This window comes from Xenorhabdus koppenhoeferi (genome assembly GCF_900116635.1).
Classification (GTDB): domain Bacteria; phylum Pseudomonadota; class Gammaproteobacteria; order Enterobacterales; family Enterobacteriaceae; genus Xenorhabdus; species Xenorhabdus koppenhoeferi.
Genome location: NZ_FPBJ01000006.1, coordinates 95,869 through 117,321 on the forward strand (window position 1 = coordinate 95,869; position 21,453 = coordinate 117,321).

The window sequence follows — 21,453 nt, forward strand, 5'->3', positions numbered from 1 at the left end:
TAAGTGGTGATAATCAAATGAATAATAACGAGCTTTCATCTCTACCATTAGCTGAACGCAGAAGACTGCTTGAGTTAGCCAAATTAGCAAAACTGAGCCGCCAGCCTGTTCAAAAAACAGAAATCATGACTCAGGCTCGTGGTAATGGCGTGCCCTTATCCTGGGCACAGCAACGCTTATGGTTCCTCGCTCAGTTAGATCCGGCAGCACAGACCGCATACCATATGTCAGCCGGTTTGAACCTACAAGGCCAGCTAAATCTGGATGCCTTGCAGGCAGCGTTGGATCGCATTGTGGCGCGCCATGAAATTATGCGTACCACTATCACAATAGTAGAAGATGAAGCACAGCAATCCATTGATGGTGCAGATTGCCGTTTTTCTCTGATCCAAGAAGATCTCAGCCAATTATTTTCAGAACAAAATGGTGCTTCAGAAGCATGGCAAGCGGCGGTTGAAAAAGCCGCCTATCTTGAGGCAACCCGCCCCTTTGATTTTATCAATGGCCCGTTGGCAAGAGGCCGGTTGCTAAAACTGGCAGAAGATCAGCATATACTGCTGTTAACCCAGCACCACATCATATCTGATGGCTGGTCAGTCAACCTGCTTATGCAGGAACTGTCCACGTTATATCACGCATTCAGTCAGGGATTGCCAGATCCCCTGCCTGCACTGCCGATTCAATATGCAGATTATGTTATTTGGCAAAAAGACAGGTCACAAGGGAAAGAGCTGGAAAAACAGGTCGATTTCTGGCGTAACACTTTACAGGATGCTCCCACTCTTTTGGAATTGCCGACCGATCGGCCGCGTCCGGCGAAACAAAGTTATATCGGCGGACGAGTAAACCTGACTCTGCCACCCACATTACAGGCGGGATTAAAAGATCTCAGCCAACGCCACGGTACGACTTTATTCATGACGTTATTGGCAGGCTGGGCCACTTTGTTATCTCGCATCAGCGGTCAAGACGACATCGTGATAGGTACTCCTGTCGCCAATCGCCAGCAACCGGAATTAGCCTCTTTAATCGGCTTGTTTGTCAATACGTTGGCCCTGCGGGTGCAGTTGCATAATAACCCCACCGTCAGTGAACTGCTGGCACAAGTGAAAGAACAGGCAATCAATGCTTATGCCCATCAAGACCTGCCTTTCGAGCAACTGGTCGAAACCCTGCAACCATCACGCAGTTTGAGCCATAGTCCAATCTTTCAGGTTATGTTGGCAACAAATAATACGCCGGGACAACGGCATTTTGAGTTACCCGGATTGGTACTGGATGAACGGCCGTTAATCAGGGACAGCTCTTATTTTGACCTGACATTGAGCCTTGATGAGACTGAAGAAGGTTTAGTGGGTGATCTGGAATATGCCAGTGATTTGTTTGACCATGCTACGATTGAGCGCATGGCGGGTCACTTATACACCTTACTGGCGGCAATGGTAGAAAATGACACTCAACGAGTCGCTGAACTACCGTTGATGGAACCACAACAGCGCAAACAATTACTGGTGGATTTTAACAACACGGAACTGGTTTATGCTCAGGATAAACTGATCCACCAGCTGTTTGAACAACAGGCAGAATCAAGACCTGACGCTATCGCACTGGTGTATCAAGATACCCAACTGACTTATTCGGAACTGAACCAACACGCCAACCAACTGGCTCACAGCCTGATAGCATCTGGCATACAACCAGACGATCGCATAGCCCTGTGTGTTGATCGCAGTCCGGATATGATAATTGGCATGTTCGGCATTCTTAAAGCCGGAGCGGGTTATGTTCCATTAGATCCAGAATACCCCGCCGAACGACTGGCTTATCAGTTATCAGACAGCAAACCGAAGTTACTGCTGACCCAACAACACTTACAAGCTAATTTACCGGTTGCGGACGTTCCGGTCTGGTTATTGGACGATAAAAATCATCATGCTACTCTGACACAACAGCCAGACCACAATCCTGATGTCCGCCAATTGGGTCTTTTGCCACACCATCTGGCCTATATCATCTATACCTCAGGCTCAACCGGTTTGCCTAAAGGAGTGATGCTGGAACACCGCAATGTCGTCAGCTACATCCATACCCAACATCAAATCAGCCAGCCCCGGCCAGAAGATCGCATCCTGCAATTTGCCACTGTGGCATTTGATACTTCAGTCTCGGATATTTTCCCGACACTGGCAGCAGGAGCAACCTTGGTTCTGCGCCCTGCTCATATTCGTGTACCGGATGCAGAATTTATCGATTTATTGAATCAACATAAAATTACCATCATGGATGTGCCGACCGCTTTCTGGCATCAATGGGTACAAGAGATGAAAGCGGGCCGGACTGGTTTCAGCCTCTATCTGAATACCGTGATTGTTGGCGGGGAGAAAGCAGAATACCGCCACTTGGCGGATTGGCAATCTTTACCGGATACTCAGGCCTGCCGTTGGATCAACACCTATGGCCCGACTGAAGCCACCGTTACGGCAACACACCTGATTCTGAATGGCGGGGAGTTCTATCACACCACAGGCATGATCCCGATTGGTCATCCCAATGCCAACAGTAAAGTTTATATTCTGGACACCTCTGGTCAGCCTGTCCCTGTCGGCATCAGCGGAGAGATTCACATTGGCGGTGACGGTGTTGCCCGGGGTTATCTGAATCGGCCAGAACTCACCGCAGAACGTTTCGTACACGATCCATTCAGCAAACTCGCTGAGACCCGCATGTATAAAACCGGCGATCTGGGGCGTTGGCTGCCAGACGGCAATATTGAATATCTGGGACGCAATGATTTTCAGGTCAAGATCCGCGGCTTCCGCATCGAACTGGGCGAAATAGAAGCACAACTGGCCGCCTGCGCAGGTGTCAAGGATGCGGTCGTCGTTGCCCGCGAAGAAACAAGCGGCGATAAACGTCTGGTGGCTTATCTGATACCACAGCCTGATGTGACACTGAAACCCGCGCAGCTACGTGAACAACTAAGTACCTACTTGGCGGAGTACATGATCCCCAGCGCATTTGTGATGCTGGAGGCTTTCCCGCTGACCGGAAGCGGTAAATTGGATCGCAAAGCCCTGCCTGAACCTGATCGCACTGCCATTGCCAGCCGTGAATATGAAGCCCCCCAAGGTGAAACCGAACAGAAAATAGCAGAAGTCTGGCAATCTCTGCTGAGGCTGGAGCAGGTAGGACGTCATGACAACTTCTTTGAATTGGGCGGGCACTCTTTACTGACCGTGCAAATGGCTTCGCGTTTACGTCAGTCACTGAATATTCAGCTAGATTTGCAGGATCTGTTCACTCATCCCATTCTGGCCGATTTAGCGCAATCGTTACACTCAGCCAATAAGACAGCACAACAATCAGCACAGCAATTAACAATATTACCTGCCAGCCGACAGCAAGCGCTGCCACTATCCTGGGCGCAACAACGTCTGTGGTTTCTGGCTCAGTTAGATTCTGCCGCTCAGACCGCCTATCACATTTCCGGCGGATTGCGTCTGAAAGGCAACCTGAGTCAGAGTGCGCTGCAAGCGACGCTGGACAGAATTATTGCCCGCCATGAGATTTTGCGCACGACGATCAAAATGGTGGATGGGGTCGCTCAACAAGTGATTGCCGATGCTGACTGTGGCTTTAATTTAAGATTCAGCGATCTCAGCCAGTTAGCTGAAACAGAAAAGCACGCTGCTATTAACGAAGCGGCCCAATTTGAAAGCCATCACCCGTTTGACTTTGAAACAGATCCATTGATACGTGGTCAACTGCTGAAACTCGCAAACGACGAACATGTCGTGTTATTGACTCAGCACCATATGATTTCAGATGGCTGGTCACTGAATGTCCTGATGTATGAACTGACTACCCTTTACCGTGCTTTTCATCAGGGACAGCCCGATCCTCTGCCAGAACTGATGGTGCAATATGCAGACTACGCCCTTTGGCAACGTCAGTGGCTACAGGGCGAAGTACTGGAAAGACAACTGAATTTCTGGCGTGATGCCCTACAAGGTGCGCCGGCGTTATTGGAACTGCCCACAGACAAAGCACGCCCTGCGGTGCAGAGCTATCGCGGGGATCATGTGACATTTACCCTCTCCCCTGTGTTGAGTGAAGGCCTGAAAGCACTCAGCCAACGCCATAGCTCCACCCTATTTATGACATTACTGACCGCCTGGTCAATTCTGCTTTCCCGCATCAGCGGACAACAGGATATTGTTATTGGGACACCCGTCGCCAACCGGCAGCACAATGAATTAGAACCCTTGATCGGTTTCTTCGCCAATACGCTGGCACTCAGGGTTAAACTGGAAGATAACCCCACAGTCAGCTCGTTACTGGCACAAGTGAAAGCCCATGCACTGGAAGCCTATATCCATCAGGATCTGCCATTCGAGCAACTGGTTGAAACCCTGCAACCACCACGCAGCCTGAGCCATAGTCCGATTTTTCAGGTCATGCTCGCGCTGGATAACACGCCAATACAGCAATCGCTTGAGTTATCGGATTTAACGCTGGATGAACTACCTTCTACCCGCCAAAGTACCCATTTTGATCTGTCACTTTCCATGAATGATACCGAAAATGGGTTAGTCGGCGAACTGGAATATGCCAGTGATCTGTTTGATCGTACCAGCATTGAGCGCCTTGCCAGTTATCTGCAAACCCTGCTGGCGGCAATGGTTGAGGATGATTCACAGCGAGTGGAAGATCTGCCGCTGTTACAACCGCAACAGCGCAACCAATTGTTGGTGGAATTCAACGATACTGTGCTGAGTTATCCACAAGATAAGTTGATTCATCAACTGTTCGAACAACAAGTAGCGCGGACTCCCGATGCAACTGCGCTGATATTTGGCGATAGCCAACTGAGTTATGCCGAACTCAACCACCATGCCAACCAACTGGCACATTATCTGATCGCTTCTGGTGTACGCCCTGATGACCGTATTGCTATCTGTGTTGACCGCAGTGCGGAGATGATCATTGGCATGTACGGTATACTCAAGGCGGGTGCGGGCTATATTCCTCTCGATCCGGAATACCCGAGCGAACGACTGGCCTATCAGTTGTCAGACAGTAAACCTGCATTATTGCTGACTCAGCAACATTTGCAGGTCCACTTACCAGTACAAGACATCCCCGTCCTGCTGCTGGATGATGCAAACCACCGCAATGCAGTCGCACAACAACCCAGCCATAACCCTGATGCCCGCCAAATGGGGCTTCAGCCGCATCATCTGGCTTATATTATTTACACCTCCGGTTCAACCGGACAACCCAAAGGGGTAATGCTGGAACACCGCAATGTGGTGAACTTTATCCACGCGCAACACAAAACCAGCGAACCCAAAGCGGGGGATCGTATCCTGCAATTTGCCACCGTGGCATTTGATACATCAGTCTCTGATATTTTCCCGACTCTCGCATCCGGCGCCACGTTGGTGCTGCGTCCTGCGCATATCAGAATACCGGATATGACATTTGTCTCATTCTTGCGCGAGCAGAAAATCACTATCATAGATATGCCAACCGCGTTCTGGCATCACTGGGTACAAGAGATGATGGCAGGTCGCAGTGGTTTCAGCCCTGACTTACGCACCATTATTGTGGGTGGTGAGAAAGCAGAATACCGCCATTTAATAAATTGGTTGTCCAGTTCTGAAACACAATCCTGCCGCTGGATTAACTCTTATGGCCCAACCGAAACCACGGTGATTGCCACCACACTGAAACTGGATAACAAAGACGCTGTTGCTTTCGAAAACTCCATTCCGATTGGTTATCCGTTGCCCAATAGCTGTATTTATATTTTGGATACACACGGTCAGCCCGTTCCTATTGGCACCAGCGGAGAAATTCATATCGGCGGCGCAGGGGTTGCCCGTGGCTATCTGAACCGACCAGATTTAACAGAAGAGAAATTCGTTTCCGATCCATTCAGCAAACAGCCTGATGCCCGCATGTACAAAACCGGCGATCTGGGACGCTGGCTGCCCAATGGCACGATTGAATATCTGGGCCGCAATGACTTTCAGGTCAAGATACGCGGTTTCAGGATTGAACTCGGCGAAATTGAAACACAACTGGCAGCGTGTGAAGGTGTCAGTGACGCCGTCGTGATTGCCCGCGAAGAAGGCCCAGGAGATAAGCGTCTGGTTGCTTACCTGATCCCACAGTCAGGCGTGACCCTTAGCCCATTTCAATTACGTGAGCAATTGAGCACCAGCCTGATGGAACATATGCTGCCCAGTGCGTTTGTCATGCTGGATGCTTTCCCGCTGTCCGCCAACGGAAAACTGGATCGCAAAGCACTGCCGGCACCGGATCACTCAGCCATCGTCAGCCGTGAATATGAAGCGCCACAAGGTGAAACCGAACAACAACTGGCTGTGGTCTGGCAATCCCTGCTGGGGCTGGAACAGGTGGGACGTCATGACAATTTCTTTGAGCTGGGCGGACATTCGCTGCTAGTAGTCAATCTTATCGAAGAACTGCGTCAGCTTAACCTGTCCCTTGAAGTCAGCGCAGTCTTCTCTGCGCCAACACTGGCAGCCATGAGTGCCCGTTTAAATCAGAATATCGTTCAAGGTGTCACCTCACTGACTGTTCCGCCGAATCTGATCCGCGAAAATAATCAGGCCATTACACCCGACATGCTGCCACTGGTGGAATTGAAGCAAGACCAGATTGACAGCCTAGTTAACCTCGTGCCGGAGGGTATCACAAATATTCAGGATATTTATCCTCTGGGACCATTGCAGGCAGGCATCCTGTTCCACCATTTGCTGGAAACAGAAGGTGATATCTATCTGGACAGCCAGCTTATGGCTTTTGACAGCCGGACACGCCTGGATAATTTCTTACACGTATTCCAGCAAGTGATTGACCGGCACGATATCCTGCGCAGTGCTGTCCATTGGCAGGAGTTGCCGGAACCCGTACAAGTGGTCTATCGCCGTGCGCCGCTGCCAATGACAGAACTCACATTATCCACCGAAGAAAGCGCTGAAACACAATTACGCCGACTCACCGATCCGCGCACAGTACGGATGGATATCACCAAAGCGCCGCTTCTGAAAGCACATATCGCTCACGATCCTGAATCGGGACAATGGTTACTCTCCTTACTGCATCACCATTTAGTTTGCGATCACGTCTCACTGGATATGATTTTCAATGAAATGAAAGCCCTGTTTTTGGGAAAAGAAAACAGCTTACCGACTCCGCTGCCTTATCGTAATTTCATCGCCCAAACCCGCAGTGTACCGCCGGAAGTACATCAGGACTATTTCCGAAAATTGCTGGGAGATGTAGACGAACCCACTCTGCCATTCGGATTGCTGGATGTACAAAATGGTGGTCATGAAAGTAGCAACCATGATGAAAGCCAACATAACGAAATAGTGGAAGAGATCATCACGCTTGATAACGACTTGGCTCACAATCTGCGGGAGTGCGCCCAGCAACAGGGCATGAGTGTGGCGGTATTGTTCCATGTTGCATGGGCACAAGTACTGGCGAAATGCAGTGGACGGGATGACGTGGTATTCGGGACCGTTCTGCTGGGACGTTTACAAGGCGGGATCGGTGCTTCACAAGTGCTCGGCATGTTTATCAATACCCTGCCTGTCCGGGTTCGTTTACAGGCGCGTTCGGTTCAGCAAGTTGTCCAGGAAACCTATCAGCAACTGAGTGAATTACTGGATCACGAACAAGCGCCACTGGCAGTTGCCCAGCGTTGCAGCGGTATTCAGGCACCATTGCCATTATTTAACAGCCTGCTCAATTTCCGCCATAGCCCGCGTGACGAAACGGAATTAACATCACAGGTCTGGGAAGGCATGGAAATTCTCAGTGGGGAAGAGCGCAGTAACTATCCGCTGTCGCTGGACGTGGATGATTTTGATGATGGATTCGCTCTCACCGCACAATGCAGTCAGCAGATCGATCCGGCTCGTCTGAATGCTTATATGGAAATTGCGCTGAAAGAGATTGTATCCGCATTGCAACATGCGCCGGGTCAGTCAATTGAAGCCATCGAAATTCTGCCTTTGGCAGAGCGCAATCAACTATTGGCGGATTTTAACGACACTGAGCAAACCTATCCACAGGATATGCTGATTCACCAATTAGTTGAGCAACAAGCGGCTCGGACACCTGATACTATTGCGCTGGTGTCTGGTGATGCCGAACTGAGTTACTCAGAGCTGAATTACCACGCCAACCAACTGGCACATAGCCTGATTGCCTTCGGCGTGCGCCCTGATGATCACGTGGCGCTGTGTGTTGAACGCAGTCCGGATATGATCATTGCCATGCTGGGGATTCTCAAGGCCGGTGCGAACTATGTTCCGCTCGATCCAGAATATCCGATTGATCGACTGGCCTATCAGTTATCTGACAGCAAACCGGTATTACTGCTGACCCAGCAACATTTGCAGGCTCGCTTACCGCTACAGAACGTGTCCTTCTGGTTACTGGATGGAGCCACCCACCGGAACAGCATGACACAACAGCCGGTGCATAATCCTGATGCCGAACAATTGGGGATTAAACCACACCATCTGGCCTATATCATTTATACCTCCGGCTCAACAGGGCAGCCAAAAGGCGTGATGATTGAACACCGCAATGTGGTGGGCTTTATCCATGCTCAATATCATATCAGCCAGCCTCAGGTCGGGGATCGCATCCTGCAATTTGCCACTGTGGCGTTCGATACTTCAGTTTCGGATATTTTCCCGACACTGGCAGCAGGGGTAACACTTGTCCTGCGTCCTGCGCATATTCGTGTACCGGATACGGCATTTGTTGATTATCTGAATCAACAAAAAATCACAATTATCGATCTGCCGACGGCTTTCTGGCATCACTGGGTACAGGAAATGAAAGCGGGTCGTGTTGGTTTCAGCCCCCATTTACGGGCACTTATTGTTGGTGGAGAGAAGGCGGAATACCACCATTTGATGGATTGGCAGTCGCTTCCAGAGGTTCAGAACTGCCGCTGGATAAATACTTATGGCCCAACTGAGACAACGGTGATAGCCACTCACCTGATCGATAACCGCTCCAATCTAATCAACGACGTTATTCCGATTGGCTATCCAAACGCCAATACTCAAATCTATATTCTGGACACCCTTGGTCATCCGGCTCCTTTCGGTGTGAGCGGAGAGATCTATATTGCCGGTACGGGTGTTGCCCGTGGTTATCTGAACCAACCAGATTTAACTGCGGAGAAGTTTGTTTCCAATCCATTCAGCAAATATCCCGATGCCCGCATGTATAAAACGGGTGATTTGGGGCGCTGGCTGCCTGATGGCACCATTGAATATCTGGGACGCAATGATTTTCAGGTCAAAATCCGTGGCTTTCGCATTGAACTGGGAGAGATTGAAACGCAATTGCTGGCCTGCCCCGGTGTTAGGGAAGCGCTGGTTGTGGCTCGTGAAGAAGATAACGGTGATAAGCGACTGGTGGCCTATGTTATTCCGCAACCCGATGTTACACCAGATGTCAATAGCCTGCGTGAACAGCTTAACACCCATCTGGTTGCCTACATGATGCCCAACGCATTTGTCATTCTGGACGCTTTCCCGCTGACTGCAAGTGGAAAAGTCAATCGCAAAGCACTGCCGGCACCTGATCGTACCGCCATCGCCAGTCATGCATACGAAGCGCCAGAAGGGGAAATTGAGCAGCAGGTTGCCGTTATCCTCCAGACCTTATTGAAATTAGAACAGGTGGGACGCCATGACAGCTTCTTTGATCTGGGTGGAAACTCCTTATCCATTATTCAGTTAATGGCAAGACTACGTGATGAATTTCACCTCGAAATATCAATACCGGACATCTTTGCGCACCCAACCCTTTCTGAACTCGCTGAACTTATCGCATCAAGACAAATTGAGACCTTTTTCGCACCAGAAGATATCGAATCGCTGCAAAAAGAATTGGAGAACTTGTCTGAAGATGAACTGCGCGCCCTGTTAAACGGAGATAATTAATTAAATGAGTAACAACGAACAGACCCTGCTTAAATTAAGACAAGCAGTACTCCAGAAAAAAATTAAAGCACGCATCCAGAATAGTCAGGTTGCGGAAAAAAACCAGATTATGCCAAGAAGTGCGGATCAACAGATCCTCCCTCTTTCTTGGGCACAGCAGCGCTTGTGGCTCTTGGCACAGTTAGATCCGGCAGCACAGACGGCATATCACATTCCCGGCGGTCTGCGTCTGCAAGGCCATTTGGATGTGAATGCCCTGCAAGCCGCGTTGGACAGCGTTGTCGCCCGTCATGAAATTTTGCGCACTATCATCAATATGGTGGAAGGCCAGGCCCGGCAAATCATCGGCGAACCCGATTCCGGTTTCTTTTTAACTATCGAAGATATCAGCCATCTGCCAGTAACAGAACAGCACACCGCTGTTGAAGCAATATCTGAGCATGAAACCAGCCAACCTTTTGACTTCGTACAAGGCCCCCTGATTAGGGGGCGGTTACTGCGACTGGCTGAAGAAGATCATATCCTGCTGTTAACTCAGCATCATATTATTTCCGATGGCTGGTCACTGAATATTCTGTTAAATGAGCTTTCCACCCTTTATCACGCATTCAGAGAAGGGCGGGATGATCCCCTGCCTCCTCTGACTCTTCAGTATGCTGACTATGCCCTGTGGCAACGGCAATGGCTACAGGGAGAAATTCTGGAAAAACAGGTGAATTTCTGGCGTGATGCGTTACAGGATGCCCCTGCACTTCTGGAATTACCAACTGACAGGCCACGACCGGAAAAACACAGTTACGCAGGGGGGCATATTGATATCACCCTGTCACCAGAATTAAGCACCGGATTAAAAGCCCTCAGCCAGCGCCACGGCACAACCTTATTTATGACTCTGCTGGCAGGATGGGCCGCATTGCTTTCCCGACTCAGTGGACAAACAGATGTTGTAATAGGCACCCCCGTTGCCAATCGCCAGCACCGCGAATTGGAGCCGTTGATTGGTTTCTTTGTCAATACATTAGCATTACGGGTTAAGTTGGATGGCAATCCAACTATCAGCGAGTTGCTGGCACAGGTCAGAAGCCATGCCCTAGAAGCCTATGCTCATCAGGATCTGCCATTTGAGCAATTGGTTGAAGCACTGAAACCACCCCGCAGTCTCAGCTACAGCCCGATTTTCCAAGTCATGATGTCTGTGGACAATACACCGGGACAGCAAGATATCGAATTACCGGGAACCACCATCAGTGTCATCAATCCGACAGAAAATATTTCGCAGTTTGCCCTGTCACTCTCTATGAACGACACCGAAGAGGGTTTAGTCGGGGATTTAGAATATTCAAGCGACTTATTTGATGGCGCCAGTGTTGAGCGCATCGCCAGCTACCTGCAAACGTTGCTGACTGCGATGGTCAAGGATGATTCACTGCGAGTAGAAGATTTACCCCTCTTGCAACCGCAACAACGTGCACAAGTGTTACTGGATTTCAATAATTTCGTCCTGCCATATCCAGAAACCCTGCTAATCCACCAAATGTTTGAGCAACAAGTGGAACGGACACCCGATGCTACCGCGCTGGTCTTTGGTGAAAGCCAACTGAGCTATGCGGAACTGAACCGACACGCCAACCAATTGGCTCATCATCTGATAGCTTCTGGTGTTCGCCCTGATGATCGAATCGCTATCTGCGCCGACCGCAGTCCGGATCTGATCGTTGGCATATACGCGATCCTCAAAGCAGGTGCGGGTTATATTCCGCTCGATCCGGAATACCCGGCTGAGCGGCTGGCCTATCAATTATCAGACAGCCAACCCGTGTTATTGCTGACTCAGCAACATTTGCAGACCCGTTTGCCTATAGAGAACATGAACGTCTGGCTGCTGGATGATAAAAACCACCGGAAGAACGTGGCGCAACAGCCAAACCACAATCCTGATGCCCGCCAACTGGAACTCCAGCCACATCATCTGGCGTATATCATTTATACCTCCGGCTCCACCGGAATGCCGAAAGGGGTGATGCTGGAACACCGCAATGTGGTGAGCTTTATTCATGCTCAGCTTCAGCTCAGTCAGCCCCGGTCTGGTGATCGTATTCTGCAATTTGCCACCATTGCGTTTGATACTTCGGTATCTGATATTTTCCCGACGCTGGCCTCCGGTGCCACGCTGGTTTTGCGCCCGCCTCATATCAGAATACCGGATAACACTTTTGTGAATTTCTTGTGCGAGCAGCAAATCACTCTCATCGATATGCCGACCGCATTCTGGCATCACTGGGTACAGGAGATGGTGGCTGGTCGCAGTCATTTCAGTCCTCACCTGCGTACCGTGATTGTTGGGGGTGAAAAAGCGGAACACCGTTATTTAATGAATTGGTTATCCAGTCCTGAAACCCAATCCTGCCGCTGGATTAATTCCTATGGCCCGACTGAAACAACCGTTATTGCCACAGCATTAACACTGGAAGACAGAAATACCCCGTATATCGCTCACGATATTCCGATTGGTTACCCACTGCCCAATACCCGCATTTACATTCTGGATACGCACGGTCAGCCTGTTCCTGTCGGTGTAAGCGGAGAAATCCACATTGGCGGGACAGGGGTTGCCCGTGGTTATCTGAACCGACCCGATTTGACCACGGAGAAATTTGTTGCCGATCCATTCAGCGAAAAACCTGATGCCCGTCTGTATAAAACCGGCGATTTGGGGCGCTGGCTGCCCAATGGCATGATTGAATATATGGGCCGCAACGACTTTCAGGTCAAAATACGCGGTTTCCGCATTGAACTAGGGGAAATTGAAACTCAACTGGCACACTGTGAGGGTGTCAAAGATGTGGTCGTCATTGCCCGTGAAGAAGAAGCGGGAGATAAACGCCTTGTCGCTTACCTGATCCCGCAGTCTGGTGCAGTACTCAGCCCCTATTACCTGCGTGAACAATTGAGTACCCGATTGATGGACCATATGCTTCCCAGCGCATTTGTAATGCTGGAGGCTTTCCCGCTGTCCGCCAACGGAAAACTGGATCGCAAGGCATTGCCGGCACCTGATCGCACTGCCATTGTCAGCCGCGAATATGAAGCTCCGCAAGGTGAAACCGAGCAAAAACTGGCGGCAATCTGGCAATCCCTGCTGAATTTAGAACAAGTAGGACGTCAGGATAACTTCTTTGAACTGGGCGGACATTCATTGCTGGTTGTGAATCTGATCGAACAGTTACGCCAGCAAGGCCTGTCTCTTGATGTCAGCGCCGTATTTTCCGCACCAACGCTGGTTGCCATGAGCGCTTTCATCCGTCAGAACACCGACCAGATTGCCAGCGCTCTGGATGTTCCGCCTAATCTGATCCTTGAAGAAAGTCAGGTCATTACCCCGGATATGCTGCCATTGGTCGCATTAGAACAAGGCCAGATTGACCGGATTGTTGCCCATGTTACCGGGGGCATTCCAAATATTCAGGATATCTATCCACTCGGGCCATTGCAGGAAGGTATTTTGTTCCAGCATTTACTGGAAACGGAGGGTGACCTCTATCTGGATAACCATTTGGTGATTTTTGACAGTCGGGCACGCTTGGATCGCTTCTTACAAGCGCTCCAGTTCGTCATTGACCGGCATGATATATTGCGCAGTGCTGTCCACTGGAAAGAACTGCTTAAACCCGTGCAGATTGTCTATCGTCATGCACCACTGCCGATTATTGAACACACACTATCAGCAGAAGAAAGTGCCGAAGCGCAGTTGCGCCGTCTCACCGATTCCCGTGCTGTACGGGTAGATATCACCAAAGCGCCATTACTGGCGGCGCATATTGCTCAAGATCCCGCATCCGGACAATGGATGCTTGCTTTGCTATATCACCATTTAGTGTGTGACCATATCTCGCTGGATATGATATTCAGTGAAATACAATCGCTGCTATTGGGAGAGCGTGAAAAGCTGCCGCAGCCTTTGCCTTATCGCAATTTTATCGCCCAGATCAGCAAAGTACCGCTGGAAACTCACCAGACTTATTTCCGCGAATTGTTGGGTGATGTGGAAGAACCCACTTTACCCTTTGGATTACTGGATGTTCAGGGCGGCAGTCTCAATACAATCGGGGAAGATATTTTCACTCTGGATAACGAACTGGCTCACAATCTGCGCGAGTGCGCACGACAATTGGGCATGAGTTCTGCGGTGCTGTTCCATGTGGCATGGGCGCAGGTACTGGCCCGATGCAGCGGACAGAATGATGTGATATTCGGTACGGTGCTTCTGGGACGCTTACAAGGTGGGATCGGTGCTTCCGAAGTGCTTGGTATGTTTATCAATACCTTGCCTATCCGCGTTAAGTTACAGGCACGTTCCGTCAGGCAAACCGTTCAGGAAACTTATCAGCAACTCAGTTCACTCTTGGAACATGAACAAGCGCCACTGGCGGTTGCCCAGCGTTGCAGTGGTATTCAGGCGCCATTACCGCTATTTAACAGCCTGCTCAACTTCCGTCATAGCCCGCGTGAAAATCAAGCACTGGCATCACAGGCATGGGAGGGGGTTCAGGAGCTGAAAAGTGAAGAACGCAGTAACTACCCACTGTCACTGGATGTGGATGATTTTGATGACGGATTCGCCCTTACCGCACAATGCAGCCAGCAGATTAACCCGGCTCGTATCAATGCTTATATGAATGCTGCCATGAAAGGGATTGTGGCCGCACTGCAATATACGCCTGAGCACGCGATCGAAGCGATTGATATTCTGTCACAGGCAGAACGCCGTCAATTACTGGAAAACTTCAATGATACGGCGGTTGCTCTCCCGCAAAATAGCTTTATTCATCAACTGTTCGAACAGCAGGTGGAACGTACGCCGGATGCCATCGCGCTGGTATTTGGCGATAGCCAGCTGAGTTACGTTGAACTTAACCGCCATGCCAACCAACTGGCACATCACCTGATTGCAGCGGGCGTACGTCCTGATGATCGCGTGGCGATTTGTGTTGAACGCAGTCTGGATATGATTATCGGTATGTATGGCATTCTCAAGGCGGGAGCCGGCTATATTCCGCTCGATCCGGACTACCCGGCTGAACGGTTGGCCTATCAGTTATCAGACAGCCAACCGATGTTATTGCTGACTCAGCAACATTTGCAGGAACGTCTGCCAACGCAGGGCATGACCGTCTGGTTGCTGGATGATGAAACTTACCGTGATAGTGTGGCGAAGCAACCCGACCATAACCCGGATAGCGGGCAACTGGGGCTGCAGCCGCACCATCTGGCCTATATTATTTATACCTCCGGTTCAACCGGTCAGCCTAAAGGGGTGATGCTGGAACACCGCAATGTGGTGAACTTTATCCACGCGCAACACCAGACCAGTGAACCCCAACCGGGGGATCGTATCCTGCAATTTGCCACCGTGGCGTTTGATACTTCGGTATCGGATATTTTCCCGACCCTGGCCTCCGGTGCTACGCTGGTTCTGCGACCGCCCCATATTCGTGTGCCGGATGAAGAATTTGTCACCCTGCTGAATGACCAGAAAATCACTGTCATTGATCTACCGACGGCCTTCTGGCATCTGTGGGTACAAGAAATCACAGCAGGACGTTGTGGCTTTGGTCAATCTCTGCGCACGGTGATTGTCGGCGGCGAGAAAGCAGAACTGCGGTATTTAATCAGCTGGCAATCTATGCCGGAAACCCAGTCCTGCCGTTGGATAAACTCCTATGGCCCGACTGAAACCACCGTTATTGCGACGACACTGAAATCAGATGGCAAACAATCGCCTGATATCGTTGATAACATACCAATTGGCTACCCGTTGCCCAATACCCGCATTTATATTCTGGATACGCTCGGGCAACCTGTTCCCCCTGGTGTAAGCGGCGAGATTCACATTGGTGGCGCGGGTGTTGCGCGGGGTTACCTGAACCAGCCTGATTTAACCGCAGAGAAATTTGTTGCCGATCCATTCAGCGAAAAACCTGATGCCCGTCTGTATAAAACCGGCGATTTGGGCCGCTGGTTGCCCAATGGCATGATTGAATATCTGGGCCGCAACGATTTTCAGGTCAAGATCCGCGGTTTCCGCATTGAACTGGGTGAAATTGAAGCCCAACTGGCAAATTGTGAAGGTGTCAGCGATGCGGTGGTGATCGCCCGCGAAGAAGAAAGGGGGGACAAACGTCTGGTAGCTTATGTCATTCCACAAACCGGCATCACGCTGACACCGGCAAATCTGCGTGAACAACTCAGTACCCGCCTGATGGATTATATGCTGCCCAGTGCATTTGTGATGCTGGAGGCATTCCCGCTGTCCGCCAACGGAAAACTGGATCGCAAGGCACTGCCCGCCCCTGACAGTGCAGCAACCGTCAGTCGTGAATTTGAAGCACCGCAAGGCGAAACCGAGCAAACACTGGCGGCGGTCTGGCAGTTTCTGCTGGAATTAGAACAGGTCGGACGCCATGACAACTTCTTTGAATTAGGCGGGCATTCCCTTCTGGTGGTCAGCCTGATTGAACAGCTGCGTCAACAGGGGCTGTCGATTGATGTCAGTGCCGTATTCGCTGCCCCGACCCTGGCTGCCATGAGCACTCGCCTAAGCCAGAATAGTGATCATGATACTGACGAACTGGCTCTGGCTGTTCCGCCTAATTTGATTCATGCAGACAGCCAGATCATTACACCTGATATGCTGCCCTTAGTGGATTTAACACCAGAACAGATTGACCAGATTATTGCCCAAGTGCCGGATGGTGTCTCCAATGTTCAGGATATCTATCCACTCGGGCCATTGCAGGAAGGTATTCTGTTCCACCATTTACTGGAAGAAGAAGGCGATACTTATCTCGAAAACATTCTCATGGGCTTTAACAGCCGGACTCTGCTGGATAGTTTCTTGCACGCACTTCAGCAGGTTATTGATCGGCATGATATCCAGCGCAGTGCTTTCCATTGGAAAAATCTGCCCATGCCCGTGCAAGTTGTACTCCGTGACGCTCCGCTGCCGGTTACTGAATTCACGCTGCTATCAGGTGAAAATGCTGCAACGCAATTACAGCGCCTGACCAGCCCAGATACGATACGATTAGATATCACCAAAGCGCCACTATTGGCCGCTTATATCGCCAAAGATCCTGACACTGAACAATGGTGGCTGAGTTTGTTACATCACCATCTGGTTTGTGACCATCTGTCACTGGAAATCATTTTTGGTGAAATACAAGCGATTCTCCTGGGCGAAGAAGACACACTGCCCTCTCCCCTGCCTTACCGCAATTTTATTGCCCAAATTCGTAAGGTGCCGATCGAAGTCCATAAAGCCTATTTCGCGCAATTATTGGGGGAGGTAGAAGAACCGACCCTGCCGTTTGGATTACTGGATGTTCAGGGCGGTAGCCGCGATGAGCGTGATGAAATTGTGGAAGATATCTTCACGCTGGACAGCGAACTTGCACAGCAAATCCGTGATTGTGCCCGTCACCAGGGTATCAGTTCAGCCGTCCTGTTCCACGTGGCCTGGGCGCAGGTATTGGCGCAATGCTGTGGCCGTGAGGATGTGGTCTTCGGTACCGTTTTACTGGGACGGTTGCAAGGAGGCGTGGGGGCTTCTCAGGTTCTGGGTATGTTTATCAATACCCTGCCTGTCCGTATTCAATTACAGGGACGCTCTGTTGTGCAAGTGGTACAGGAAACCTATCAACACTTAAGTGAATTGCTGGAACATGAACAGACACCGCTGGCAATCGCCCAGCGTTGCAGCGGTGTTCAGGCATCTTTGCCACTGTTTAACAACCTGCTCAATTTCCGCCACAGTCCGCGTGATGATGAACAATCCGGTTCAACCGCCTGGGAAGGCATTCAACACGTGGAAGTGGAAGAGCGCAGTAACTATCCGCTGTCGCTGGATGTGGACGATTTTGATGACGGTTACGAAATCACAGCCCAGTGCAACCGGCAAGTTAACCCTGTACGCATCAATGCTTATGTCAATGAAGCACTGAAAGGCCTTGTGGAGGCACTGCAACGTTCCCCCGGACAATCAATCCGCTCAATCAGCATTCTGCCGCCGGCAGAACGTATTCAGGTATTGGAGGATTTTAACGATACCGATCTGGATTATCCGCAGGATATGTTGATCCATCCATTGTTCGAACAGCAGGTGGAACGCACGCCGGATGCCATCGCGCTGGTATTTGGCGATAGCCAGCTGAGTTACGTTGAACTTAACCGCCATGCCAACCAACTGGCACATCACCTGATTGCAGCGGGCGTACGTCCTGATGATCGCGTGGCGATTTGTGTTGAACGCAGTCTGGATATGATTATCGGTATGTATGGCATTCTCAAGGCGGGAGCCGGCTATATTCCGCTCGATCCGGACTACCCGGCTGAACGGTTGGCCTATCAGTTATCAGACAGCCAACCGATGTTATTGCTGACTCAGCAACATTTGCAGGAACGTCTGCCAACGCAGGGCATGACCGTCTGGTTGCTGGATGATGAAACTTACCGTGATAGTGTGGCGAAGCAACCCGACCATAACCCGGATAGCGGGCAACTGGGGCTGCAGCCGCACCATCTGGCCTATATTATTTATACCTCCGGTTCAACCGGTCAGCCTAAAGGGGTGATGCTGGAACACCGCAATGTGGTGAACTTTATCCACGCGCAACACCAGACCAGTGAACCCCAACCGGGGGATCGTATCCTGCAATTTGCCACCGTGGCGTTTGATACTTCGGTATCGGATATTTTCCCGACCCTGGCCTCCGGTGCTACGCTGGTTCTGCGACCGCCCCATATTCGTGTGCCGGATGAAGAATTTGTCACCCTGCTGAATGACCAGAAAATCACTGTCATTGATCTACCGACGGCCTTCTGGCATCTGTGGGTACAAGAAATCACAGCAGGACGTTGTGGCTTTGGTCAATCTCTGCGCACGGTGATTGTCGGCGGCGAGAAAGCAGAACTGCGGTATTTAATCAGCTGGCAATCTATGCCGGAAACCCAGTCCTGCCGTTGGATAAACTCCTATGGCCCGACTGAAACCACCGTTATTGCGACGACACTGAAATCAGATGGCAAACAATCGCCTGATATCGTTGATAACATACCAATTGGCTACCCGTTGCCCAATACCCGCATTTATATTCTGGATACGCTCGGGCAACCTGTTCCCCCTGGTGTAAGCGGCGAGATTCACATTGGTGGCGCGGGTGTTGCGCGGGGTTACCTGAACCAGCCTGATTTAACCGCAGAGAAATTTGTTGCCGATCCATTCAGCGAAAAACCTGATGCCCGTCTGTATAAAACCGGCGATTTGGGCCGCTGGTTGCCCAATGGCATGATTGAATATCTGGGCCGCAACGATTTTCAGGTCAAGATCCGCGGTTTCCGCATTGAACTGGGTGAAATTGAAGCCCAACTGGCAAATTGTGAAGGTGTCAGCGATGCGGTGGTGATCGCCCGCGAAGAAGAAAGGGGGGACAAACGTCTGGTAGCTTATGTCATTCCACAAACCGGCATCACGCTGACACCGGCAAATCTGCGTGAACAACTCAGTACCCGCCTGATGGATTATATGCTGCCCAGTGCATTTGTGATGCTGGAGGCATTCCCGCTGTCCGCCAACGGCAAACTGGATCGCAAGGCACTGCCGACACCGGATGAATCTGCCATCATTACAAAAGGATACGAAGCGCCAATCGGAGAAATGGAAAATATCGTGGCTAATATCTGGCAAGAATGCCTCGGTTCAGGGCGTGTTGGCCGACACGATCACTTCTTCGAATTGGGCGGGCATTCTCTGTTAACTCTGCAAATCGTGACACGCTTGCGTCAGGCTTTGAATATTAATGTCGCAATACGTGATTTCCTGGCCCATCCGACCATCAGTGAGTTTGCCGCGTTTATCCGGTTGGGCGCCTCTCTGACTCAACAGACAAATTTAGTGACTGTTCGGCAAGGTAGTCGTCAAGATAGTCGCCAAGGTAACCACGCAGATAACGCCAAACCCGCACTGTTCCTTGTTCATCCTGTCGGAGGCGGCATTGATTATGTTTACGAACTCGCCCCGTATATTGATGATAAGGAGATGGCGGTTTATGGGATCGTCGCCAATGATGTACAGGAGGAAGACGATACCCCAATCAGTTTGAAAGAGATGGCTAAAGAGTACGTTGAATGTATCCGTCAGGCACAAATCCAAGGGCCTTACTGCCTTGCTGGCTGGTCTATCGGAGGTTCGATTGCCTATGAAATGGCCTGTCTCCTGATTGCGGAGGGTGAAACCGTGCATTTTGTCGGGTTGCTTGATACTCATTCCACCTATGAAAATACGTTTACTCAAGAAAAAGTAGAGGCTGGATTAGAGTTTGATGAAATTTTTACTTTCACCGAACACATACCAGACAATCTTCCCGATCGTTTGGGAGAACAAATCGAAGAACTGATACTTAAGCGTGATTACAGTGCAGTATTAATGCTGACTCAAGAGAACAACCTGCTGCCGCAGGGCATTTCTCCTGAGAATATCAGGCAACATCTGCATCTATACCACAATATCTCAGTTGCCGCTTATTACCATGCTCCGTCTATATGCCCTGATAGCATGAACGTCACTCTATTCAGGGCGACGGAACAAGAACCAGATGCTGAGAATAGCATTGCATTTGGCTGGGATGAGATCATCCCGCCCGCTCAGTTGACCGTGATTAATATTACAGGTTCCCATGATACCATTCTGCAACAACCCAATATTCGATTCTTGGGTAAAGCATTACTGGATGACATAGTCATTAAGCAAAATCATTAAGATAATTAGGAGCGCCGTATATGCCGGCGCTCTTATTATACTGAAAATTTTGTACTGTGTTTCCACATCTATTTATTACAAGAAAAGAGATGTTTAATATCGGGCAACTAACAGAATACCTGAATATCTACTGTCACCAGATAATCAATACTGTTAATTTTATTTAAAATGAGAGCGCCGAGTGTTTTTTATCAGAACATTATAAACTATACTTACGGTAAAAAAGGAATACCATTAAGTTTCACTCAACTCTAATAGTAATATATATTACAAATAAAAATGGCATTATTTAATTATCAGTAATAATCAAAATTCTTGGATTCGCCTAATAAGTGCAATTTCTAAGAAAGGCGGTCAGTTGCTATAGTAGGCATCTTTCTCGCCAAAGGAAAATGCGCTATGGCCTATACACAACTGACCGAAACAGAAAGATATCAGATTTTCAGCCTGAAAGAAGCCGGTTTTTCACAACGGGCGATTTCAAAGTCACTCAATCGAAACCCATCAACGATTAGCCGGGAATTGAGACGAAATCGGGAGGCAAAGAAATATACGCCTGAACAAGCTCAGCTTAAGGCCGTAGCGCGCCGACAGTGTGCTACAAAAGCAGTCAAAGTGAAACCAGAGATA

Annotated in this window: 3 protein-coding genes; all 3 read left to right on the forward strand. The window is 49.9% G+C overall.

The window, feature by feature from the left end; genetic code table 11:
• Window positions 1-17 precede the first annotated feature (17 nt).
• Window positions 18-10,010 (forward strand): non-ribosomal peptide synthetase, encoded by a 9,993-nt coding sequence (locus tag BM329_RS03445; RefSeq protein ID WP_092548941.1) that lies wholly within the window; start codon window positions 18-20, stop codon window positions 10,008-10,010.
• A 4-nt stretch (window positions 10,011-10,014) separates the two neighbouring features.
• Window positions 10,015-20,823: a non-ribosomal peptide synthetase gene (locus BM329_RS03450; protein WP_092548944.1), complete on the forward strand. Its 10,809-nt coding sequence runs from the start codon at window positions 10,015-10,017 to the stop codon at window positions 20,821-20,823.
• Between the two features lie 399 nt (window positions 20,824-21,222).
• Window positions 21,223-21,453 (forward strand): helix-turn-helix domain-containing protein (locus BM329_RS03455; protein WP_143101203.1); only part of this gene is annotated, 231 nt, incomplete at its 3' end.

Bases quoted from the DNA above. Each gene is read 5' to 3' on its own strand.
- BM329_RS03445 (WP_092548941.1), top strand. From the start codon at position 18: ATGAATAATAACGAGCTTTCATCTCTACCATTAGCTGAACGCAGAAGA.
- BM329_RS03450 (WP_092548944.1), top strand. From the start codon at position 10,015: ATGAGTAACAACGAACAGACCCTGCTTAAATTAAGACAAGCAGTACTC.